At 65.6% G+C, this 22,315-nt stretch carries 16 protein-coding genes and 1 tRNA gene; 7 read left to right on the forward strand and 10 right to left on the reverse strand.

Annotation, left to right across the window (positions count from 1 at the left end):
• The 3 genes from IG178_RS07625 to IG178_RS07635 form a co-directional block, all read left to right on the forward strand.
• Nucleotides 1–1,283: sulfatase-like hydrolase/transferase (locus tag IG178_RS07625; protein WP_193211944.1), on the forward strand; the 1,283-nt coding region annotated here is incomplete at its 5' end.
• 14 nt (nt 1,284–1,297) lie between these two features.
• Nucleotides 1,298–2,719, forward strand: a complete 1,422-nt coding sequence (locus tag IG178_RS07630; RefSeq protein ID WP_193211945.1) for a sulfatase family protein — start codon at nt 1,298–1,300, stop codon at nt 2,717–2,719.
• 4 nt (nt 2,720–2,723) lie between these two features.
• The gene (locus IG178_RS07635; protein WP_193211946.1) at nt 2,724–4,169 is read left to right on the forward strand and encodes a sulfatase; all 1,446 of its coding nucleotides are present in this window, start codon (nt 2,724–2,726) and stop codon (nt 4,167–4,169) included.
• 6 nt (nt 4,170–4,175) lie between these two features.
• Here the strand turns inward: IG178_RS07635 and IG178_RS07640 are convergent, their stop codons facing one another.
• From IG178_RS07640 to IG178_RS07660, 5 genes are all read right to left on the reverse strand, one after another.
• Nucleotides 4,176–5,651 (reverse strand): sulfatase, encoded by a 1,476-nt coding sequence (locus IG178_RS07640; RefSeq protein ID WP_193211947.1) that lies wholly within the window; start codon nt 5,649–5,651, stop codon nt 4,176–4,178.
• A 75-nt stretch (nt 5,652–5,726) separates the two neighbouring features.
• The gene (locus IG178_RS07645) at nt 5,727–6,800 is read right to left on the reverse strand and encodes a vWA domain-containing protein (protein ID WP_193211948.1); all 1,074 of its coding nucleotides are present in this window, start codon (nt 6,798–6,800) and stop codon (nt 5,727–5,729) included.
• 227 nt (nt 6,801–7,027) lie between these two features.
• Entirely contained in the window at nt 7,028–7,780 is a 753-nt protein-coding gene (locus tag IG178_RS07650) for a hypothetical protein (protein WP_193211949.1), read from the reverse strand.
• 15 nt (nt 7,781–7,795) lie between these two features.
• Nucleotides 7,796–11,329: a hypothetical protein gene (locus IG178_RS07655; RefSeq protein ID WP_193211950.1), complete on the reverse strand. Its 3,534-nt coding sequence runs from the start codon at nt 11,327–11,329 to the stop codon at nt 7,796–7,798.
• Nucleotides 11,330–11,844: 515 nt separating this feature from the next.
• Nucleotides 11,845–11,921: transfer RNA gene (locus IG178_RS07660), tRNA-Pro, on the reverse strand.
• A gap of 202 nt (nt 11,922–12,123) precedes the next feature.
• On the opposite strand from IG178_RS07660, the gene IG178_RS07665 reads away from it, so the two are divergent.
• Both IG178_RS07665 and IG178_RS07670 read left to right on the forward strand, forming a co-directional pair.
• Nucleotides 12,124–13,170 carry a LacI family DNA-binding transcriptional regulator gene (locus IG178_RS07665; protein WP_193211951.1) on the forward strand — a complete coding sequence of 349 codons (1,047 nt, stop codon included), beginning with the start codon at nt 12,124–12,126 and terminating at the stop codon, nt 13,168–13,170.
• A gap of 26 nt (nt 13,171–13,196) precedes the next feature.
• Entirely contained in the window at nt 13,197–13,628 is a 432-nt protein-coding gene (locus IG178_RS07670; RefSeq protein WP_193211952.1) for a GNAT family N-acetyltransferase, read from the forward strand.
• Nucleotides 13,629–13,727: 99 nt separating this feature from the next.
• Here the strand turns inward: IG178_RS07670 and IG178_RS07675 are convergent, their stop codons facing one another.
• The 5 genes from IG178_RS07675 to preA form a co-directional block, all read right to left on the reverse strand.
• Nucleotides 13,728–15,062: an aminotransferase class III-fold pyridoxal phosphate-dependent enzyme gene (locus IG178_RS07675; RefSeq protein WP_193211953.1), complete on the reverse strand. Its 1,335-nt coding sequence runs from the start codon at nt 15,060–15,062 to the stop codon at nt 13,728–13,730.
• Nucleotides 15,063–15,104: 42 nt separating this feature from the next.
• Nucleotides 15,105–16,565: an NCS1 family nucleobase:cation symporter-1 gene (locus tag IG178_RS07680; RefSeq protein ID WP_193211954.1), complete on the reverse strand. Its 1,461-nt coding sequence runs from the start codon at nt 16,563–16,565 to the stop codon at nt 15,105–15,107.
• A 3-nt stretch (nt 16,566–16,568) separates the two neighbouring features.
• Nucleotides 16,569–18,005, reverse strand: coding sequence for a dihydropyrimidinase (gene hydA, locus IG178_RS07685; RefSeq protein WP_193211955.1), 1,437 nt, complete (start codon nt 18,003–18,005; stop codon nt 16,569–16,571).
• 82 nt (nt 18,006–18,087) lie between these two features.
• A complete protein-coding gene (locus tag IG178_RS07690; RefSeq protein WP_193211956.1) occupies nt 18,088–19,587 on the reverse strand; it encodes a CoA-acylating methylmalonate-semialdehyde dehydrogenase in 1,500 nt (499 codons plus the stop codon).
• Between the two features lie 119 nt (nt 19,588–19,706).
• The gene (gene preA / locus IG178_RS07695; protein ID WP_193211957.1) at nt 19,707–20,846 is read right to left on the reverse strand and encodes an NAD-dependent dihydropyrimidine dehydrogenase subunit PreA; all 1,140 of its coding nucleotides are present in this window, start codon (nt 20,844–20,846) and stop codon (nt 19,707–19,709) included.
• Nucleotides 20,847–21,085: 239 nt separating this feature from the next.
• On the opposite strand from preA, the gene IG178_RS07700 reads away from it, so the two are divergent.
• Together IG178_RS07700 and IG178_RS07705 are read left to right on the forward strand one after the other, a co-directional pair.
• Nucleotides 21,086–21,838, forward strand: coding sequence for a succinate dehydrogenase/fumarate reductase iron-sulfur subunit (locus IG178_RS07700; RefSeq protein ID WP_193211958.1), 753 nt, complete (start codon nt 21,086–21,088; stop codon nt 21,836–21,838).
• Nucleotides 21,835–22,287: a hypothetical protein gene (locus IG178_RS07705; RefSeq protein ID WP_193211959.1), complete on the forward strand. Its 453-nt coding sequence runs from the start codon at nt 21,835–21,837 to the stop codon at nt 22,285–22,287. Before IG178_RS07700 ends, IG178_RS07705 begins: the two co-directional genes overlap by 4 nt.
• Nucleotides 22,288–22,315 lie beyond the last annotated feature (28 nt).

Below are 22,315 nucleotides of genomic sequence, written 5' to 3' on the forward strand. Positions count from 1 at the left end.
CCCTGCTCACCGGCGCCTACGCCTTCCGCCAGTCGGGCACCGGCATCCTCCCCGGCGACGCCAAGATGATCATCGCGCCCGGCCACGATACCATCCCGGCGGTCCTCAAGCGCGCCGGCTACACCACCGGCGTGGTCGGCAAGTGGCACCTCGGCCTCGGCGAAAAATCGAAACCCATCGACTGGAACGGCGAGATCACGCCCGGCCCCCGCGAGGTCGGCTTCGACTACTCCTTCATCATGGCCGCCACCGCGGACCGCGTGCCCTGCGTCTACGTCGAGAACCGCCGCGTCGTCGGGCTCGACCCCGCCGACCCAATCAAGGTCAGCTACCGCAAGCCCTTCCCCGGCCTGCCCACCGGCACGACCGACCGCGAGTCGCTGGTCATGGACTGGTCCCACGGCCACAACAACGCCGTCATCAACGGCATCGGCCGCATCGGCTTCATGGAAGGCGGGAAGTCCGCGATCTGGGACGACGACGAGATGGAACAGACCTTCGTACGCCAGGCGATCTCGTTCATCGAGAAGTCCAAGGACCAGCCCTTCTTCCTCTACTTCGCGACCAACGACATCCACGTACCCCGGGTGCCGAACAAGCAGTTCGTCGGCAAAACCGACATGGGACCGCGCGGCGACGCGATCGCCCAGTTCGACGCCTCGACCGGCCAACTCGTCGCCACCCTCGAGCGCCTCGGCCTGATGGAGAACACCCTGATCGTGCTCTCCAGCGACAACGGTCCCGTGCTCGACGACGGTTACAAGGACGAAGCCGCGACAAGGATCGGCGACCACAAGCCCGCCGGCCCGCTCCGCGCCGGGAAGTACAGCCGCTTCGAGGGCGGCACCCGGATGCCATTCATCACCTGCTGGAAAGGCCGCATCACGCCGGGCGTGTCGGACGCCCTGGTCAGCCAGGTCGACCTGCTCGCCTCCTTCGCCGCCCTCGCCGGCCAGGAGTTCGACCGGGCTGAAGTCATCGACAGCGAGAACCACCTGGCCGCCCTGCTCGGCGAGTCGAAGCAGGGCCGCGACTCTCTCGTCGAGTACGCCGGCGGCGTCGCACTGCGCGAAGGGGACTGGAAGTTCATTCCGCCCGGCCCTTGCCAGGACAAGCTGGGCCCCTGGACCCGCGTCAAGGTCGGGGCGCCGGGCTTGCTTTTCAACCTGGCCGATGATCCCGGCGAGACCAAGGACCTCGCGGCCAGCCATCCCGACAAGCTCAAGCAGATGGCGGAGAAGCTGGAGGCCATCAAGTCCGGCAAGGAAACCGCCCGCCGCTGATCCACCGGAACCCCATGAATGCCATCGCCCGCGCCCTGCGCCGCCTCGCCTTCGCCCCGCTCCTGCTCGGCGCCGTCCATGCCGCCGACCCGGAAAAGCCCAACATCCTCTGGCTGATCGCCGAGGACTTCGGCCAGCACCTCGGCTGCTACGGCACCCCCGAGGTCCACACCCCGAACCTCGACCGCCTCGCCGCCGACGGCGAGCGCTTCACCCGTTGCTTCACCACCGCCCCGGTCTGCTCCGCCGCCCGCAGTGCCTTCATGACCGGCATGTACCAGACCACCATCGGCGCCCACCAGCACCGCACCCCCGGGAAGGACAAGAAACCGCTGCCCGACGGCGTCAAGCTCGTCACCGACTGGCTGCGCGGCGCCGGCTACCACACCGCCAACATCCGCCAGTTCCCCCCGGCCGTCGGCTTCAAGGGCACCGGCAAGACCGACTTCAATTTCAAGTATCCCGGCCAGCCCTTCGACACCGCCCGCTGGAACGACCTCAAGTCCCACCAGCCCTTCTACGCCCAGGTCAACTTCCACGAGACCCATCGTAATTTCAATGGCCCGCAGGTCGCCGACCCCGCCAAGGTCGAGATCCCGCCCTACTACCCTGACCATCCCGTCGTCCGCAAGGACTGGGCCCGCTACCTCGACGCCGCCAGCGAACTCGACCGCAAGGTCGGCCTCATCCTCGACCAGCTCGAAAAGGACGGCCTCGCCGACAACACCATCGTCGTCTTCTTCGGCGACCACGGCCAGGCCCACGTCCGCGGCAAGCAATTCTGCTACGACAGCGGCCTGCTCGTCCCGCTGATCATCCGCTACCCGGACAAGCTCAAGGCCCCCGCCGGCTACCAGCCCCACTCGGTTTCCGACCGGCTGCTGGAGGCGACCGACCTCACCGCCCAGACCCTGGACTGGGCCGGCGTGAAGCGACCGGAAGCCATGCAGGGCCGCGTCTTCATGGGCGACCGTGCCGATCCGCCGCGCGAGCTCGCCTTCGGCGCCCGCGACCGCTGCGATGAGACGGTCTTCCGCTTCCGCACCGCCCGCGACGCCCGCTACCGCTACATCCGGAACTTCACCCCCGACCGCCCGCTGATGCTGCGCAACGACTACAAGGCCCAGCAGTATCCCGCCTGGAACCTGATCAAGTGGCTCGGCCGGGAAGGCAAGCTCACCAACGACGCCCAACGTTTCCTCGTCGCCCCCACCATGCCGGAGGAAGAACTCTACGACACCCTCGCCGACCCCCACGAAACCCTCAACCTCGCCACATCCCCCGACCCCGAACACCAGGCCGCCCTCAAGCGCCTGCGCGGTGCCGTGGAGAAGTGGATCGTCGACACCCGCGACGCCGGTGTCCACGACGACACCCGCTACGACAAGAAGCGCGCCGCGGAAGGCGACAAGATCGGGCCCCAGTACGACAAGTGAAGCCATGACCGTCCGCCATTCCACCTTGGCCCTCTTCGCCCTGGCGTCGCTCGCGACGGCGGGTGCCGCCGAGCCACCGGCCCGTCCCAACATCGTCCTCGTCTTCGCCGACGACCTTGGCTGGCGCGACGTCGGCTACCAGAGCGACGGCGCTTTCCTGACCCCGAACATCGACGCGCTGGCAAAGGAGGGCATGGTCTTCACCGACGCCTACGCCGGCGGCGGCAACTGCGCGCCCAGCCGTGCCTGCCTGATGTCGGGCCTCTATACCCCGCGCCACGGCCTCTACGCCGTCGGTCGTACCGACCGCGGGCCGAAGCAGATGCAGCGGCTGGTCCCGGTCCCGAACACCGACGGCTTGCGCCCGGCCTTCGTCACCGTGGCGGAGTCGCTGAAGGCGGCCGGCTACGCCACCGGCCACATCGGCAAGTGGCACCTCGCGGGCAAGGACGGCGCCAAACCCACCGACCAGGGATTCGACATCAGCTACGACTCCTTCGGCAACGGCGAGCTCGAGGAAGGCAGCGAAGGCAACCAGAAGGGCCCGCCCGGGGACCCGAAGGGCATCTACACCCTGACCCGGAAAGCCTGCGAATTCATCGAGGACAACAAGGAGCGGCCTTTCTTCTGCTACCTCGCCCACCACGCCATCCACACCCCGCTGCAAACCCGCCCGGAAACCCGCGAGACGGTCCGCAAGCGGGCGCAGGAGGCGGGCGTGACGGCCGACTACATGGGCTGCACCTACGATTTCGACGACAGCCTCGGCATGCTGCTGGGGAAACTGAAGGAGCTGGACCTCGAGAAGAACACCCTGCTGGTCTTCACCTCCGACAACGGCGCGACCAACGCCTCGTCGCAGGAACCGCTGCGGGGCAACAAGGGCGGCTACTATGAGGGTGGTATCCGCGAGCCGCTGATCATCCGCTGGCCCGGCGTGATCGCCCCCGGCACCCGGTCCACCGTCCCGGTGATCAACCAGGACTTCTACCCGACCTTCCTCGCCGCCGCGCGGGCAACGCGCCCGGACGGTCTCGATGGCGAAAGCCTGATGCCCCTCCTGACCGGCAGCGGCCCGCTGCAGCGAAGTGCCATCTTCTGGCACTTTCCCGGCTACCTCGACCGCCCCGTCATCCGCGGCCGCGACCCGGTCTTCCGGACCCGGCCGGTCACGGTGATGCGCAGCGGCGACTGGAAACTCCACCTCTATCACGAGGAGTGGGAGCTCGACGGCGGCCGCGAGCGGCTCGCGACCAACCGCGCGGTCGAGCTCTACAACCTGCGGCAGGATATCGGCGAGCGCCATGACCTGGCCCTCACCGAGACGGCGAAGCGCGACGAGCTGCTGGACCAGTTGCTTGCCTGGACGAAGTCTTCCGGCGCCACGATCCCGGACGCCCCGAACCCGTCCTACGCCCCGGCAAAGGCGTCGCGGAAGAAGCGCAAGTAGCCCGGATCACCACTTCCCGAAGCTCGCTGCCGCCTTGGGATTCGGCTCCGGCAGCAGGGCCCCGGTTTCCTTGAGGAAGCCATCGAGTTCCTTCGCCAGCCGGGCCACCTGTTCCGGCTCTTCCTTGGCGAGGTCGTGCTGTTCACCCGGATCCTTCGCCAGGTTGTAAAGCTCGGTGCCCTTCTTCCAATAGAAGCGGATCAGCTTCCAATCGCCGTCGCGCACCGCGGAAAACGGGATCCCGCCCTGGTTGCCCCAATGCGGGTAGTGCCAGAACAGCGGCGCCCGCTCGTGCTTCGCGGCGGGATCCTGGAGCAAGTCGGCGAAGCTGGTGCCGTCCTTGTGCTGGGCGGGCGCCAGGTCATGGCCTGAGGCCTCCAGCAGCGTCGGATAAAAGTCGGTCGAGATCACCGGCACGTCGCAAGTGCTGCCGGACTTCGCCTTTCCCGGCCACCGCACCAGCAGCGGCTCGCGGACGCCCCCTTCGTAGGCCCAGCCCTTCCCGGCCCGGTACGGCAGGTTGCTGGTCGGCGATCCTTCGGACGTCGCCAGCCCGCCGTTGTCGGAAAAGAACATCACGATCGTCTCACCGGCCACGCCGTTGCTTTCGAGGGCATCCAGCACCTTGCCGACCGCCTGGTCCATCGCCTCGACCATGGCGGCGTAGACGGCGTGTTCCTGGACGCTGCGGGTCTTGCGCGGGAAGTCCTCGGTGAACGACGCCTTGAGACCCAGCTTGCGCTTCTTCTCCTTGTATTTCTCGACCAGGTCGGCGCGTCCGATCAACGGGGTGTGGACCGAGTAGAAGGACAGCGAGACAAAGAACGGCTTCTCCTTGTTCGCGGAAATGAACTTCGCGACTTCCGAGGCCAGCCGGTCGGGCAGGTGCTCGCCCTTCGGCCCGTCGGGAAGCTTCGGGTTGCCGTAGGGGGAGAAATACTTGTCGCCGCCGTAGGGTCCGCCCCGTTCGATGCCGCCGACATTGAGGTCGAAGCCGTGGTCCTCGGGATAGGAACCCTCGGGTCCCAAATGCCACTTGCCGGCGAACAGGGTGGCATAGCCCTTCGACTTGAACGCCTCGGCCAGCGTCACCTGATCCGCCGGCAAGCGCCCGAGGTAGGGTGCCGGCCACAGCGGGAACTTCCGGAAGCCCCCGAACTTGCCATCCTTAAGGGGATCATAGGATTCCGGCAGCGCCTGGAACTCGTTGGGTGCGCCGAAGTAGTCGGTGTTGCGGGTCCGCGCCGGATACTGGCCGGTCATCACCGACGAGCGGGTCGGCGAGCACACCGGGCACGCGGCGTAGGCGGCGGTGAAACGCATCGACTCCTTGGCCAGCCCGTTGAGACGAGGCGTCTCGTAGAAGGTCGCGGGATTGTTGAAGCCGACATCCATGTAGCCGAGGTCGTCGGCCATGATGAAGACCACGTTGGTGGCGGCGGCCGGGACAAGCGTCCCGAGAAGGAAGATCCAGGTTTTCATGATTCTAGCTGGCGGCGGCGGACAGCGGGCGCCGGGCGGTCGCGGGGTTGCTACGGAGGAAAGGCCCGGGGTGATTCATTTCGACCCCTTCCTCACCGCCTTGCCGCCCTTTTTCACCACCGTGAACTCGCCGCCGGTGGCCTCGGCGAGCGCGAGCAGCCCGTCCTCCGCCTTCGGTTCCATCATCGCGATGGTGTTCACGATCGTGCCCTTCGCGACCGCTTCCTTGCCGATCCTCCGCGCCAGTTTCACCATGTCCCCGTCCACCACGCCGTCGGTCATGAAGACGATCAGCTGAGGTGCGGGATCCATGGCCAGCGCGATCCGGAGCGGGTTCTCCCAGTTGGTGCCCCAGACCAGCCCGGTCTTGCGGACGGTGTTGCGGGCGCGCTCCATCTTGGTCCGGTCGCAGGTGATCCAGTCGGCCCGCTGGACCTTCCTGCCGGCGGGTTTCCAGTCATGGGCTCCGCCCGGGGAGGTCCACTCGAAGGTCCTCCCCTTCAGTTCCACCAGCCCTTTCTTGCGGTTGTTGGTGACGGTGACCTCGCTGCCGGCGACCCACGCGGGCCCGGCGAAGAAGATCATCTGGAAATTGATCCCGGGAGTCAGCCCTTCCACCGATTTCTCCAGTTCCTTCCTCATCAGCTCCTCGCGCTCCCCTCGCATCGAAAGGGAGTAGTCGATCACGAACACGATCCGCTCCGCCTTGATCTTCTGGTTGAAGAAGGTCGTGCCGCCACCCGCGCCGAAGCCATCACCATCGCCGCTTCCCCAGCCGTCGCCGAAATCATCCCCGGAACCGAATTCCAGCGTCGGCTCGGTGACCTCGATGTCCGGGACCGGAATCGAAACCGGCGACGCGACATCCGCGGCGATCGCCCTCGTCGATGCCGACGCCGGTGCCGACGGCTTGGCGCGCGACTGGGAAACTTCCTTTTTCTCCAGCCGGGTTTCGTCCGCGACCGGACCCTGGTACGAGACAATGACCGGCGTCTCCTTGGCAATCGGGGACAGCAGCACCAGCGACAGCAGCAACATCACCAGGAAGACCCCCAGCATCGCGGCAATCATGCTGACAATCGACTCCCGCCGTTGCTTTTTGCGGATGGTCCGTTCCTGTTTCTCGATTTCGGATTTGAGTGGATTCACGATCGCCCGTGGTTCGGTTCGACCCGGTGATCACCGGGCTGGCCCGCGTCACGATGCACCGGGCCTCCCTACCAATGGCGCGAGATCGCAGGATATTACCCAATTTATGAAATAAATGCGGAATTCCAGCCAAACATCTCCCCACCGAGGGTGATTCTCTGGCATTGGCCTCTTCCGTGGCTGCATGCGATCGGTCCATCGCCATTCCCGGCCTGCCTGCCGTCGCGCTACCCGCCATCCGCCTCAGCCCCCTCCGCCGGGCTGCCATCCGGTTCGTAGCCCAAGGATTGCACCCCGGGGACATCATGGAACTTGCGGACATCCAGCGGCTGGTTCTCGTCCCCGGAAGCGACCAGGAAGATGTAGTTCCGCCGGGCCTCGGAGTGTCCCCAGATGGTGGAATAGATCAGCCGGATCTTGTCGCCTTCCTTGTAGCCGAGCTGCACCTCAAGGTCGCCGCCCTTGCCCCGCCAATCGGCGCTGCTGGCATCCACGGTGGCCCCGGGACGGAGGGCGATCTTCTGCCCGCCGATCACGCCGACCACATGGGCCGGCGAGAAGTTGAAGAAGCGGTAGTCACCGGCCTTGAGCTTGTCGTCGGACACCCCGTAGGCCTTCAGCATCGGCCGCGCACCCGGCTTCGGGGTCACGCAAAGCAACAGCACCCGGCGGTCGCCTTCGGGAAGCTTGGCCACCGCGAGCGGCGTCACCGGCTTCTCGTCCGCGGCGCGCGGCCGCGCGTCCTCCGGCGTGGCGAACAACTTCAGCTCGCGCGGCCCCCGGTAGAACACCGGCGAACCCATCGCGGTCTCGAACACCTCGAGTTTCACCGCCTTGCCCTTCTGCCAGTACCAGGCGACCAGCGAGTCCCCGAGGCCGATTGGCATCAGGTCGGTGCGGATTGTCTTCTCCTGCCCCGCCGCGTAACCGGCGAACCCGAGGAAAAGGCAGGCGAAGAGATGCAATGGAGTTTTCTTCATGGGAACACGTTTTGTTCAGACTTCACCCGGCGCGAGCCAGCGGAACGAGACCATCTCGAGCCGGCGGCCGAAGCGGCGGTTGATCTCGCTCTTCAGATCGGCCGGCGCGACCTCCGGCCGGTCCTTGCCGTCGAGGTAGCCGGCAGTGCGTTGGATGAAGGCCTCGCAGACCGCCCGGACAACCACGGTCCTGCCGTCTTTCCCCATCACTTCGCCAACGGCGCGCACCCGGAAGTAGTCGGACCGGGGCTGGATCACCGGACCCAGCGCTTGCAAGAGATCGCCCTGCAGCAGGTAGCTGCAATGCCCCGCGGCTTGGTTCTCGGGGGCGGAAGCGTCGATCACGTCGTTGGACTTCATCGACCCGCCGGGAACCTCCACCGGCTTGCCGATGTCGCTTCCAAGCTTGGCGTTGATCGCGCGGTCGATCGCCGCCTGGAGTGCCCCCTTCCGCTGGTGATCCTTGTCGTCTGCCGACGGCTGGCGGTTGACGAACCCGGCAAGGGAAAGGAAGGGTCCCCGGGCGCGCACCTCCGCCACGATCTCCCCGGCCAGTTCATCCAGTTCGTCGTCGTCCAGCTTGCGGAAACCCGTCCAGAAACCCGGTCCCTGCGCCCCGTCCTTGGTATGGAAGCCGCTGGCATTGACCGCCATCGCCATCCGTGGGAACCGCGGTTCGTCATCGCGCTCCCACGACACCCCGCCCCGCCCGCTGCTGACCACCGGGAATTCGAAGTTCGCCAGGCTCGATAGCAGCGCCTTCCACGCGGTTTTCGACGTCGAATTGACATTGAAGGCCCCGAGGATCCCGATCCGCGATGCAATCGCTTCCGCCGGATGGCCGTCCGAGTCGGCCATGACCTGTGACAGCGAGGTGTCGCCGGACTCCGGCAGCAGGACCATCCGGGGATTCGGCAGCGGCTCTCCGCCGAAGGCGTATTCGTCCAGCGGGAAGGTGGCATCCAGCTTGCCCGCGGCGCCCTTGTAGGCGGGTGCCAGGGTCGAGAAGAAGTACTTGTCCCAGAGGCGCCCGTTGACCTCGTGGCTGATGTCCGAGATGCGGAAATCGCTCAATCCGGAGAAGCCCTCCACGAATGTTTCGGCGACCGGGATCCGCGGGTTGGCGTAGGAATTCCCGACCACGAAGGACGGCTCGAAGTTGTAGCGCGACAGCTCCGCGTGCTGGAACTGGCCGATCGACACCAGCGGAGCCCGCGGCACCTCGAAGACCGCCACATGCGTCTGGCCGCCGATCGGACTCGAAGAGGCGCCTCCGAAGCCCTGGAATCGCCCGCCGGCCGGCAGCCGCGTCTGCGGTGCCTCGTCGCCCACCGCCGATCCCCATGCGACCATGCCGCGACCGGTCGGACCGGTGTCGGAATGTTTCCCCGGATGGGAACCGCCGATCATCGGCGAGGCGAACCACCAGCCCTCCATTGACCGGCTGCCGGAGCGGGAACCGTCCCAACGCGGGTTGATGGCGAAGGCCCGCGGGTTCGAGTCCACCCAGCTCCGCAGCGTCTGGGTTTCCGCACCCTTGGCCCGGTCGGCCTTGGGCGCCTCGGTCGTCGTGCGGGTCTTGAATGCCCAGGTTCCCATGTGCTCGTAGCTGGCCGTCAAGTGCTCCACGCTGAATCGAGGTGCGGTCTGACCGGTCTGCTCCCACTGGCTCTCCAGCTGTTCCGGGATCTCCCAGCCGGCCCGGCTCTTGGCGCTGGCCCAGAGGTCCGAGTAGCGGCTCAGGACATGATCCTCGGCGGTCTTGAGCGTGCACCAGGTGGCCGAACTGCCTGAATCCCGGCCGGGGAATTGCCGCGCGGTCTCCGGGTTCTGCGTGTCCTCGATATAAAGGTCCCCGATCCACACCTCGCTGCCGGCCTCGACTACCATCGGCTGCCCGGCCTTGCCCTGCGGGCTGCCTTCGAACTCGTTCCACTTGAGGTCGATGGTGAAGGCGCCGTCGTAGTTCCACGACGAGGTCAACTTGTTGATGCTGCCGATCTCCGCCTGATTGGTGACGGAGAAGAGCCGGAACTCACCCGGTTCGAAATCGACCGCGTCAGTCTGGAGGCGGAACCAGCGGTTCTGGCTGGAGTCCGGGTAGCTGGCATTCGAAAGCCACTCCTCGCGCAACCACACCCGTGGCCGCGCGACATAGGCTGAACCCTTGTCGATCCCCAGCCGCATGTAGGGGTAGACCGCCCAATCGATCCGGTAACCGTTCGCAGGAAGTTTGATGTTGTAGGGATTCCATAGGCCGATCACCGGCTTCATCTCGACCTGCACCTGGTAATACTTGAGCCGCGGGTTGCCCCCGGCCGGTGCGGCGGCCGGCTCTGCCTTCAAACGGAAGCCCACTTGCAGCAGGGAAATGACCGGATGCATGCCCGACGAGACATGCTGCTCGTCCTTGAACTCGGTGAACTGGTGGCGCGTATAGGGAGACCAGGCGCTCGACCGGATGTCGGTGTAGAGTTCCGGCTCGGCGCCCATGATCTTGCCGCTGCCGCCCCCGGCATTCTGATAGAGCTGGGAGTAATTGAAGAGATTGCCCCAGTTCGGTCCCACCGGCTTGCCCCCTCCTTCCGACAGGATCTTCGAAAGGAAGAACTTCGACCGCTCCGCCCGGCTGCCGGGGATGGCGAACCGGTAGCCTTGTCCCTTCCCGATCGCCCCCTTCACCGGGGACGCCCCGAAGTAATCCTCCACCGTCTTCGCAAAGGAGCGCTCGGCGGTGTTGAAGACCGTCGAGAGATCCACCTTCATGCCGCCGTCCTTCACGTCGACCGGCAGCCCGTAGCCCCCGGTGGTCAGGTCATGCAGGTACCGGCGCGGCAGCTTGTCGTCCTCCAGCGCCAGGCCGGTGGTTCCGACCGTCATCAGCTTCTGCTTGTCGATACTGCCTGCGGGCGATAGGCCGGAGAATTCCGCCGCAGCATGGCCGAGTCCCGTCTCCTTGGGAACCGCAGCCCTCACCAGCCGCTCCTGGCTGCTCAAGCCGCTCTCCTGCGGCGCTTCGATGTCCACCCGGGCCTTGGTCCCCTCATCGGAAACCCACCACCCGAAACGCGACAGGGAGTGGTCCCGTCCCGCGACCTCGACCCCCGGCACTCTCACGTCCGCGTCATCTCCCAAGCCCTTTGCCATCGTGACCCACTCGCTGCTATCCGCATCCGGATCGGGATCTTCGTCCGGAGCACCACTCACCAGCCAAGCCGGTTCCTTGCCGCCGCCCCGGGCCTCCGCCCACGCACCGGTCCACTCGCCTTGACGTATGCCCTCACCCATGATCGACGCCCGGGCCGTCACCACCTGATCCGCACCGGCCTGCTTCTGGATCTCCGCGATCGCCATCTGCAGGGCCATCCGGGCATTCGCCCGCGCCAATGCCAGGTCCGCTCCCGCGGCGCTGGATCGAAGCGATACGGCGCCCAGCGACAATAGCCCAACGACCAGGACCATCAGCAGGACCATCAGGCTCAGGCACACGATCAGTGCGAAACCGTGGTGCCGGGTAATCCGTCCACGGGCGATTTTGGGCTTCTTCATTTTCTGGAGCTTGGGTTTGAGCCGATCTAACAAACGCATCGGCGTGGAAACACGGTGTTCGCGATGCACCACCGCAGGGCGCCGCGAGCCGGGGTCCGTCAACCCCGGATTCCGGGACATCCTGCGTGCGCCGGGGTCGTCGCCCCTTGGTGCCGCGGATCGATTTGGATTCAACGGGGGCAGCCATTCATCCGCCCCCTTCATCTCCATAATGTCACGTCGCCGCGGAGTAACACATCCACCGTCCGATCGTCTGCACGGGGACCACCTCCGGCAGGACACACTGCGGTCCGCGACGAAACGGCAGCAGCAGGGAGGCAACCGAAACCGGAACCGCTAACCTCGGATCAGCCAGCGCCTGCATGGCCGGGCCCGATGACGCTCCTCCCGAAGCAGTCAGAAGAACCAAGGAACGATAGGACCAAACCCTTCATCCCGCACACCGACGGAAATCAACCGCCACCGGCTTCCACCTAACCTCCACGCACCACCATCTCCAGTCTGATACTGGATGATGGTCGGGGTAGCGGGATTCGAACCCACGGCCTCTTCGTCCCGAACGAAGCGCGCTACCAGACTGCGCCATACCCCGATAATCACCGCTAGGCGGTCATCCGCTTCCGGGAAAAGCGGGCGGCTGTTTTCGCCAATTTCCTCCCGGCTGCAAGTGTATTTTCAGCGGCCCCGCGGTTCCCGCGATTTTACCCGGGTCCTTGACCGCGAGAAATCCGTGGAAATGGGCTTGCCACGTCCCCTCTCCTGACTCCGAATCGTCGCATAAGAAATCTTCGTACATGAACAAGCGGATCCGCCTCAAAGATGTAGCCGAGCGAGCCGGGGTGGCCGTGAACACGGCCTCCACCATCCTCAACCGCCGGCCGAATTCCTGGGCCTCCAAGGAAACCGAGGCGCGCGTCTTCAAGGCCGCACGCGAACTCGACTACCGCCCGTCGAAGACGGCCCGGGCCCTGCGCTCCGGCCGCTACCATACGATCGGCCTGTTGATCCAGGATCTCACCAATCCGTTCTTCTCCACCCTTGCCGACGAACTGGAGGCGGCGGTCGAGGAACGGGGCTACGACTTGCTGGTGGAGAACTGCCGCTCGTCGATCGTCCGCGAGAAGCACTTGTTCGGCGATCTCGACGACCTGGAAGTCGATGGCAGCGTGCTGTGGCTGTCGGACAATGAGATTTTCCGCAACGAACTCGCCGCCATGCCGAAGTCCCGCCATCCGGTGGTGGTGCTGGGGAATGGCATTCCCGAGACACCGATCCCGGTCGATGCCGTGCTCTCCGACTTCACCCAGGGTCTCAACGATGCGGTCGAGGCACTTTGCCAGCTCGGCCACAAGCGTTTCGCTTTCGTCAGCGCCCTTGCCGAGGGTCAGGCCGACGGCCAACGCCCCCGCCTGTTCCAGGAGATGTTGGCGGCCCGGGGCATCCCCGCCGCGAACATCGACATCCTGCGCACCGGCCACACGGTCGAGAGCTCGTGCGAAACCTTTGCCGCCTTCCTCCGCAAGCGCACCGAGAAACGGCCGACCGCGCTGCTGGCGATGAACGACCTGGCCGCAATCGGGGCGATGCGTGCCGCCATCGAGGCCGGCTTGCAGGTGCCCGCGGACCTGTCGGTAATCGGTGTCGATGACGTTCCGCTGTGCTCTTACCTGCCGATCAGCCTCACCTCGATCCGCCAGCGCTACAAGAGGATCACCAAGTGCGCCGCTGACCTGCTGATTTCGAGAATCGAGGGCACCGTCGATGCCGAGACCCCGCCCCGGCAGGAAGTGTTCCCCACGATCTACACGCCGAGGGAAAGCGTGGGGCCGGCCAAGGCCTGAATCCGCCTCTCTTCCGACCGGTCGCAATGATCAAGGAGTTCTCCCACGGCAGTCCGGGTTACCTGGAGATGGTCCGATTGCGGGACCTTCATCTCCGCCAGCCGATCGGGCTACGGCTGAAGGATGAAGAGCGAATCGACGAGGAAGGGCACCGTCACTTCGCATGGATCGAAGATGAATGCATCGTCGGGGGACTCATCGCCAACCCGGTCGACGCCACGACGGCCAAACTGCGCCAGATGTGGATCCACCCCGACCGAAACGGCCGCGGCCTCGGAAGCAAGCTGCTGGCGGCGGCGGAAGATGTGTTGGCCGCAGGCGGCGTGCGCCATTTCAACCTTCACGCCCGCCAAAACGCGGTCGGTTTCTACCAAATGAACGGCTACGTGGCGGTCGGCGACGAGTTTCCCGAAGTCGGCCGCCCCCATCTCCGCATGGAGAAGCATCTCGCCCCTTGAGGGCCCCGGTTCGGCCGGCCGGAGCGAATCGGCGAAGGGGCATGCCAGGCCTCAGGCAGGTGGTGGAGTCTTGCCGGATCCGTTAAAGGCTCCCGGGGCTCAAACCGACGACAGCGCCTCGTCGATGACCTCCAGCATGAACTCAGCATCCGATGGCGTGAGACACATCGGCGGTTTGATCCGCAGGGTGTTGCCCCACAACCCGCCCTTGCCGATGAGCAGCCCGAGCTCCTTGCAGCGCTCGAATACCGCGGCGCACTCCGCCGTGGCGGGCTCCTTGGTCGTCCGGTCCTTGACCAGCTCCACCCCGAGCATCAACCCGAGCCCGCGCACATCGCCGATCAGGGAATGCTTCTCCGCGAGACGGCGGAAGCCGTCTGTTAGAAAGGAACCGACTGCCAGCGAGTTCGCCTGCAGGCCTTCCTTTTCGATCACCTTCAGCACCGCACGGCCCTGGGCCATCGACACCGGATTCCCGCCGAAGGTGTTGAAGTGGATGCGGCTCGCCAGAGTCTGCGCGATTTCCGGCGTGGTGACCACCGCGGCCAGCGGGCAGCCGTTGCCGATGCCCTTGGCCATGGTGACGATGTCCGGCATCACGCCCTGCGTCTCGAAGCCCCAGAAATGCGTGCCGGTCCGGCCGAAGCCCGCCTGCACCTCGTCGGCGATGCACAGCCCGCCCGCTGCCCGCACGTGTTCGTAGGCTTGCTTCAGGTAGCCGTCCGGGAACACCACGCTGCCGCCGACTCCCTGGATCGACTCGGCAATGAAGGCCGCCACCCGGCCCGAGGTGCCGAAGCGGATCAGGTCCTCGACATCCGCCGCATACTTCCTGCCGGCCTCCGGGTCGTCCTTGCCGTGGGGACCGCGATAGAGGTCGGGCATCCGGGCATGCTGAACCCCGAAGGAATGCGGCACGTTGAACTTCCAGGTGTGGTGGGAAGTCAGCGCCATCGTCGTCGGGCTGCCGCCGTGGTAAGCATTGCGCAGCGCGATGGCGTCGTAGTTCCCGGTATAGGCCCGTGCCATCAGCATTGCCAGGTCATTGGCCTCCGAGCCGGAGTTGACGAAATAGCAGACCTTCAGGTCGCCCGGCATCTTCGCCGCGAGTTCCTGCGCGTAGAGCGCGATGTTCGGGTGCAGGTAGATCGTGGTGGTGTGCTGGATCGTCTCGTTCTGGAGATTCGCCGCCGCGACCACTTCCGGATGACAATGTCCCACGCTCACCGTCACGATGCCACCGAAGCCGTCGAGGTAGCGCCGTCCGGTCTCGTCGAAGAGGTACTGCCCCTTCCCCTCCACGATCATGATCGGCTTCTTGTAGTAGTGAAAGATGCCGGGGCTGACGTGTTCCTTGCGCAAGGCCAGCACCTCCTCGGCAGAGGGTCCGGCATAGGGCATCGGCGAGTAGTCGAATGGAGGCAATGTGGCCATGGTGTTGGAGATGGTCTGAGGAGTGTGGACCTCCGGTCCACATCAAGTCGACCGAAGGTCGACACTCCTTAATTTCACGGGAGAAAGCTTGCGAAATCCGAGGTAGAGCACGAAACCCAGCCCGAAACCGGCGAACCAAGCGAGGCGGTAGACGCCCATGAAAAATGCCGGCACCTCGGAGGAATCGATCATTCCGATCTGGACCAGGAAGCCGGGCAGGCAGGGCAACACCGCCAGCACGAAGGCACCGAGTCCCGCCAGGCTGAAGCCCCGGGTGTAGCGGTAGATGCCCTGCACCCGGTAGAGCTCGGCCACGTCCAGCTTGCGGCGACGGAGGACGAAGTAGTCCGCGATCATGATCCCGGCAATCGGTCCGAGCAGCGCACTGTAGCCGATCAGCCAGGTGAAGATGTAGCCGTTCGGGTCGGCCAGCAGCTTCCAGGGCATCATCCCGATCCCGATCACCGCGGTGATCAGCCCGCCGCTCCTGAAGCTGATGTGCTTCGGCGCCAGGTTGGAAAAGTCATTGGCCGGCGAAACCACGTTGGCGGCGATGTTGGTCGACAGCGTGGCGACGGCCAGAGCCACCAGCGCGAGGCAGGACAGCCACTTGCTCTCAAGCCGCGCGATCACCTGCACCGGATCCCAGATCTCCTCGCCGAAGATCACCAGGGTTGCGCCGGTAACGACGATCCCGATGAACGAGTAAAAGGTCATCGTCGTCGGCAAGCCGATTGCCTGCCCGAGCACCTGGTCCTTCTGCGACTTCGCGTAGCGGGAGAAGTCCGGGATGTTCAGCGAGAGCGTCGCCCAGAAGCCAACCATCGCCGTCAGCCCGCCGCCGAAGACCGGCAGGAATTCGCTCACCGGCAATCCGGTCGATGAACCCGCGAACACCGCCGCGAAGCCGCCGGCCTTTGCCAGAGCCCAGATCATCAGGGCCAAGCCGACCAGCAAGAGGAAGGGCGCGCTGATGACCTCCAGCCACTTGATCGACTCCATGCCCTTCCAGATGAAGACCACGTTCACCGCCCAGAAGGCCATGAAGCAGGCGAACTGGCCGCCGGATATCCCGCTCTCCGGCGGACCGAAGCCGAAGATCATTCCCAATGTCGAATAGATCGCCGCCCCGCCGATCCATGCCTGGATCCCGAACCAACCGCAGGCGACCACCCCGCGCAGCAATGCCGCGACATTGGCTCCGCGGGTGCCGAAGCTCGCCCGCAACAGCACCGGGAAAGGAATGCCATAGGCGGTGCCCGGATGCGCGTTGAGGGTCATCGGTACCAGCACGATCAGGTTCCCTAACAGCACCGTCAGCAGCGCCTGCCACCAGGTCAGGCCGTTGCCTAACAGGCTGCTCGCGATCTGGTAGGTCGGGATGCAGACCGCCATGCCCACCCACAGCGCGGCGATGTCCCGCATTCCCCAGGTCCGGCGCCCGGCGGGCACCGGCGCGATGTCGTCGTTGATCAGGCTGTCGTCGGCGCAGCTCGGATGCATGGCTCAGGAAAGTTTCGCTTTGCGGGCCAGGAACTCGCCCCAGCCGGGATCGCCGCACCACTTGCCGGCCTTGACCATGACCCTGCCGCGGACGGTCACCGTCTCGGCACGGCCCACCACCGGCCAGCCCTCGAAGGCCGAGTAGTCGGTCGCCATCGAATGGGTCGCCGCCGAAATGGTGCCGCGCCACTCCGGATCCCAGACCACCAGGTCGGCGTCGCTGCCGACCGCAATCTCGCCCTTGCGCGGATAGAGACCGAAGATCTCCGCCGCCCGCGTGCTGGCGCAGCGAACGAAGGTCGCGAGGTCGATCTTTCCCGCCGCAACGCCGTGGGTGTAGAGCAGCTTCACCCGTTCCTCGACGCTCGGGATGCCGTTCGGGATCAGGGTGAAATCCGCCGCCTTGCCGGTCGGCTGGAAGCTCGCGTCCACCGCCTTGCCCGCCTCGGGATGCCCCATGTGCTTCTGGGTCGCGAAGTCGAAGGGCGCGTGGTCAGTTCCTACGGTGTCCACCGTACCATCGGCGAGGCACTGCCACAGGAACTCCTGGTGCTCCCGGCTGCGGATCGGCGGGCTCATCACGTACTTGGCCCCTTCGAAGTCCGGTTTCCCGGCGTAGCTGGCGTCCAGCGTCAGGTAGGGTGCCACCGTTTCGATCGAGGCCTTCACCCCCCGTTCGCGGGCCGCGAGGATCGCCTCGACCGCCGGGATGCAGCTGGTGTGGACGACGTAGACCTCGGCCCCGGTCATTTCGGCGAAGGTCATCAGGTGATGGCAGCCTTCCGCCTCCACCGTGACCGGGCGCGACGGCTCGTGCCATTCCGGCCCGGTCTTGCCCTCGCCCACCAGGCGCTTCTGGGTCTCCGCCACCAGGTCGGCGTTCTCGCAGTGGGCGGTGACGACCACCCCGAGGTCGCTGGCCAGCGACAGGGTCTGATAGAGTTCGGTGTCCTCGATCCCGAAGGCACCCTTGTAGGCCAGGAAGACCTTGAAGGAGGCGATCCCCTCCTCTTCCACGACCGCCTTCAGCGCCGCCGGCGTCGACTCGTCGAAGCGGGTCACCCCGGCATGAAACGTGTAGTCGCAGGACGCGATTCCAGCCGCCTTGCTCTTCCACAGCCGGATCGCCTCGAGCGGATCCTCGGCCCGCGAAGGGCAGCACATTTCGATCAACGTCGTGGTCCCGCCCATCAGCGCCGCCTTGCTGCCACTCGCCCAGTCGTCCTTGGAGAAGGTGCCCATGAAGGGCAGGTAGATGTGGACGTGCGGGTCGATGAACCCGGGAAACACCAGCTTGCCGCTGGCATCGATCACTTCGGCTCCGTCCGGGACCTCGAGCCCCGGCCCGATCGCGGTGATCGTGCCGTTTTCGCAGAGGATGTCGGCGCTACAGCGCTTGCTGGAAGTGACGATGTCGGCGTTGCGGATGAACAAGGTCATGGATTTTGAAGGGAACGAACCACGGAGGCGCAGAGGTCGCGGAGGGGAGCGCGGAGGGGATGGATTTTCACTTGTAGACGCTCTATTTGGCCCAGATCTCCCCGTCGCCGAAGGAGAACCAGCGGGTGGTGGTGGTCTTGCGCTTGGTGAAGAACTCGACCCCTTCCTTTCCCTGGATGTGAAGGTCGCCGAAGAAGGAGTCGTTCCAGCCGGTGAAGGGGAAATAGGCCAGCGGCGCCGGCACGCCGACATTGATGCCGACCATCCCGGCGCTGACCTGGCGGCGGAACTCGCGGGCGGCCTTGCCGGAGTTGGTGAAGATCGCCGCGCCGTTGCCGAAGGCCTGGCGGTTGGCCAGTTCGACGGCGTCGTCGAGGGTCTTGGCGCGCAGCACGGCCAACACCGGACCGAAGACCTCGGTCTCCATCAGCGGGTTGTCGGGAGCCACTTGGTCGATGACCGTGGGGCCGAGGAAGAAGCCATCCGGAGCCTCGTCGACCGCCGCCTTGCGCCCGTCGGCCAACACCTTGGCGCCGGCCCGTTCGCCGGCATCCACCAGGCCGGACACCCGCGCCTTGTGCTCGGCGGAAATGACCGCCCCCATGTCCGGCTGGACTTCGCGCACGTCAGTCGGTCCGACCTTCATCGAGGAAACCAGGTCGGCCAGTGCCGGCAACAGCCGATCCCCCGCCTCGCCCACCGCCACCGCGGTGGAGCCCGCCATGCAGCGTTCGCCGGCGCAGCCGAAGGCACCATCCTTGACCGCCTCGACCGTGCGCTCGACGTCGGCGTCGGGCATCAGGATGACGAAATTCTTCGCCCCGCCGGCCGCTTGCACCCGCTTGCCCTGCAGCGAGGCCTTGCGGTGGATCTCGCGGGCGATCGGGGTCGAGCCGACAAAGGAGATCGCCGCGACGTCGGGGTGCTCGAGGATCGCATCGACGCATTCGCGGCCGCCGTGGACGATGTTCATCACCCCCGGCGGCAAGCCGGCTTTCTCTAACAAGCCCACCACGCGCTGCATGGTCAGCGGCACCTTCTCGCTCGGTTTGAGGACGAAGGTATTGCCACAGGCGATCGCGATCGGCCACATCCACATCGGCACCAGCGCCGGGAAATTGAAGGGGCAGATGCCGGCGACCACCCCGAGCGGATGGCGGTCGGTGTGGCAGTCGATGCCTCGGGCGATGTTCTCCAGCGACTCGCCCATCAGCAGGGTCGGGATGCCGCAGGCGAACTCCACCACATCGATTCCGCGACGCAGGTCGCCGCGGGCTTCTGAAAGCGTCTTGCCGTGTTCCGTCGAGATCCCGAGGCAAAGCTCCTCGAAGGCATCCTCCAGCAGGATCTTCACGCGGAACAAGACCTGGGCGCGCTCGTTCGGCGGCGTGTCGCGCCAGTCCGGAAAGGCGGCCTTGGCGGCGGCAACCACTTCATCCACCTCGGCCGCGCCGCACATCGGCACGCTGGCAATCACGCTTCCGCGCGAGGGGTTGTAGACCGAAGCCACCGCCTGCGCCGTGATTTGCTTCCATTCCCCCCCGACGTAGAGGGGGCAGAGCGGATCCTCGGTCGACTTCATGATGCGGGCAAGTTGGAGGGGTTCACAGAAATCGGCTTTCTAGCGGTTTCCATGCCGTCCCGGCGAGCAGGATCTGTCGCGGGACGACCGGCTCATGCAGCAAGGTTGGGGACCTTCCGCTACGAGTTCGGCTTGCGGGCCAGCGCATCGGACTGCTTCACGAAGTCGTCGCCGTCCCATTCCGCGTCGCTCTTGACCATCGCCTCGCGCTCCTTGATCGCCGCTTCCTCGGCCTTGCGGGCGAGTTGCATGCGGACCAGTTCGGCGTGGGTGGTGAAGTACGGCAGGCTCAGTCCCTTGAAATCCGCCAGGGTGTCGAAGCCCTTGCCTTCCATGAAAGCCAGCAGGCCCTCGCACAGCTCGCTCACCATCCCGTAGCCGAATTTCATCACCCCGGTGCACACCTGCACCGTGTCGCTGCCCAGCAGGATGAACTGCGCGGCATCGGCCCCGGTCTCGACCCCGCCGAGCCCCGAAAGGGTCCGGCCGGGGAACTCCTTTTGGATCAGTTGCGCGATCTCCATCACCATTCGCAGCGCGATCGGTTTCACCGCCTTGGAAGAATAGCCGCCCGGGGTGGTGTAGCCCTCGACCGTCGGCTCCGGGCGGAGCGTCTCGAGGTTCACTCCCATCACACTGCGGATCGTGTTGATCGCCGAGATTCCCTGGCAGCCGGCGCGCAAGGCCGCGGCACTGGGTTCCTCGATGTGGGTCACGTTGGGCGTCATCTTCGCCCACACCGGGATCTTCGCCACGCCCATGACCCAGCCGCAGACCTCCTCCAGGATCTCCGGGTCCTGGCCCATCGCCGCGCCCATCTTCCGTTCGGGCAGGCCGTGGGGACAGGAAAAGTTCAGCTCGAAGGCATCGACCCCGGCGTCCTGGCAACGCTCGACGATCTCGCACCAGGCGTCCTTTTCGTATTCCTCCATGATCGAGGCGATCAGGATGCCGTCGGGATACTCGTCCTTGGCTGCCTTGAACTCATCCAGCCAGATCTCGAACTTGCGGTCGCTGATCAGCTCGATGTTCTCCCAGCCGATCACTTCCTTGCCGTCGCCGGCCATCAGCTTGGCGTACCGCGGGCCGACATTGACGACCTTCGACGCGTCGAGACTAACGGTTTTAGCGATCACCCCGCCCCAGCCTTCCTTGAAAGCGCGCTTGATGACCTTGACGTTCGTGCCCGGCGGGCCGGATCCGATCACAAACGGATTCGCGAACTTCAGACCGTCGACGGTGCTTTCAAGAGTGGCCATGGTGATTCAATTCAAGACGTACCAAGGATCGGCGAAAAGCTCGTTTCGTGCCCGGCACACAAGTTCCTTCGCGCCCCACACCGGGCGATTCCGCGGCAAACCCCGCCGTTACCCCCGCCAGGTCGCCCTGAAATTGCCGCGCCGGGGCTTTTTCGGCTAGCACCGCGGGCCACGCAAACTAGGGTCTCGGGCGTGGCGCGCGGAAACCCCGGACGCCGGCAAGCATCTTTCTCCCGATCATGAATCTCACGCTGAAGGTCTGGCGCCAGAACAGCCCCGACGACAAGGGCCGCATCGATACCTACCCTGCCACCGACATCCCTGAGGAAGCTTCTTTCCTCGAGATGCTCGACATCGTGAACGAGAAGATCATCACCGACGGCGGCGAACCGATCCATTTCGACCACGACTGCCGCGAAGGCATCTGCGGCGCCTGCTCGCTGACGATCAACGGCGTCCCCCACGGCAAGGAGCGCGGGATCACCACCTGTCAGGTCCACATGCGCAAGTTCCGCGACGGTGACACCATCTGGATCGAGCCCTTCCGCGCCAAAGCCTTCCCGGTGATCCGCGACCTGATCGTCGACCGCTCGGCATTCGACCGCATCATCGCCGCCGGCGGCTACATCGACATCCGCACCGGCTCGGCCGTCGATGCCAACTCGCTGCCGATCCCGAAAGATGACGCCGACAGCGCCTTCGACGCCGCCGCCTGCATCGGCTGCGGCGCCTGCGTGGCTTCCTGCAAGAATGCCAGCGCGATGCTTTTCGTCTCCGCCAAGGTCTCCCACCTCGGCCACCTGCCCCAGGGCCAACCGGAGCGCGACAAGCGCGTCCTCGCCATGGTCAAGCAGATGGACGCCGAAGGCTTCGGCAACTGCACCAACCAGTACGAGTGCGAGGCCGCCTGCCCGAAGGAAATCAGCGTCGATCACATCGCGCGGATGAACCGGGACTACGGCAAGGCGATCCTCGCCGAGCAGTTTGTATGATCCTGCCCCTCGGTCTCGCCCTCACGCTGGCGTCGGGAATCGCCCCGGCCACCTCGCGATGGGCGCAGGACCAGGAGCGCCGGATCCTCGCCGAGGGCAAGCCCTTGCCGGCGGAGGCGCTCGCCTTCGCCCACGAACTGGAGATCGAACACCCGGAGGAAATCCGCGTGCTTGAGATCAGGCCGATCCCCCTCCCCGTTCCGCGACCTCTGGTCCAGCTGGCGTCGCGATGGGGGCTACCGGCATTCGAACCGGCGGGAATGGCTCTCGGCCGGGGCATTTACCTCATCGAGAGCAAGTCCCGCATCCTGCGGCACGAACTGGTGCATGTCGCGCAATACCAACGGCTCGGCGGCATCGAACCGTTCTTGCGCCGCTATCTCGCCGAGTGCCTCACCGCCGGCTATTTCGAGGCGCCTCTGGAGGTCGAGGCGCGCGAGAAGCAATAGCAATTCCTGCGGCATCAATGGCTTGCCA

It is taken from the genome of Neoluteolibacter marinus, assembly GCF_014904755.1.
GTDB classification, from domain to species: Bacteria; Verrucomicrobiota; Verrucomicrobiia; order Verrucomicrobiales; family Akkermansiaceae; genus Haloferula; species Haloferula marina.

Coding starts and splice junctions, on each gene's coding strand:
- IG178_RS07630 (WP_193211945.1), top strand. CDS start 1,298: ATGAATGCCATCGCCCGCGCCCTGCGCCGCCTCGCCTTCGCCCCGCTC.
- IG178_RS07635 (WP_193211946.1), top strand. CDS start 2,724: ATGACCGTCCGCCATTCCACCTTGGCCCTCTTCGCCCTGGCGTCGCTC.
- IG178_RS07640 (WP_193211947.1), bottom strand. CDS start 5,651: ATGAAAACCTGGATCTTCCTTCTCGGGACGCTTGTCCCGGCCGCCGCC.
- IG178_RS07650 (WP_193211949.1), bottom strand. CDS start 7,780: ATGAAGAAAACTCCATTGCATCTCTTCGCCTGCCTTTTCCTCGGGTTC.
- IG178_RS07655 (WP_193211950.1), bottom strand. CDS start 11,329: ATGAAGAAGCCCAAAATCGCCCGTGGACGGATTACCCGGCACCACGGT.
- IG178_RS07665 (WP_193211951.1), top strand. CDS start 12,124: ATGAACAAGCGGATCCGCCTCAAAGATGTAGCCGAGCGAGCCGGGGTG.
- IG178_RS07670 (WP_193211952.1), top strand. CDS start 13,197: ATGATCAAGGAGTTCTCCCACGGCAGTCCGGGTTACCTGGAGATGGTC.
- IG178_RS07675 (WP_193211953.1), bottom strand. CDS start 15,062: ATGGCCACATTGCCTCCATTCGACTACTCGCCGATGCCCTATGCCGGA.
- IG178_RS07680 (WP_193211954.1), bottom strand. CDS start 16,565: ATGCATCCGAGCTGCGCCGACGACAGCCTGATCAACGACGACATCGCG.
- hydA (WP_193211955.1), bottom strand. CDS start 18,005: ATGACCTTGTTCATCCGCAACGCCGACATCGTCACTTCCAGCAAGCGC.
- IG178_RS07690 (WP_193211956.1), bottom strand. CDS start 19,587: ATGAAGTCGACCGAGGATCCGCTCTGCCCCCTCTACGTCGGGGGGGAA.
- preA (WP_193211957.1), bottom strand. CDS start 20,846: ATGGCCACTCTTGAAAGCACCGTCGACGGTCTGAAGTTCGCGAATCCG.
- IG178_RS07700 (WP_193211958.1), top strand. CDS start 21,086: ATGAATCTCACGCTGAAGGTCTGGCGCCAGAACAGCCCCGACGACAAG.
- IG178_RS07705 (WP_193211959.1), top strand. CDS start 21,835: ATGATCCTGCCCCTCGGTCTCGCCCTCACGCTGGCGTCGGGAATCGCC.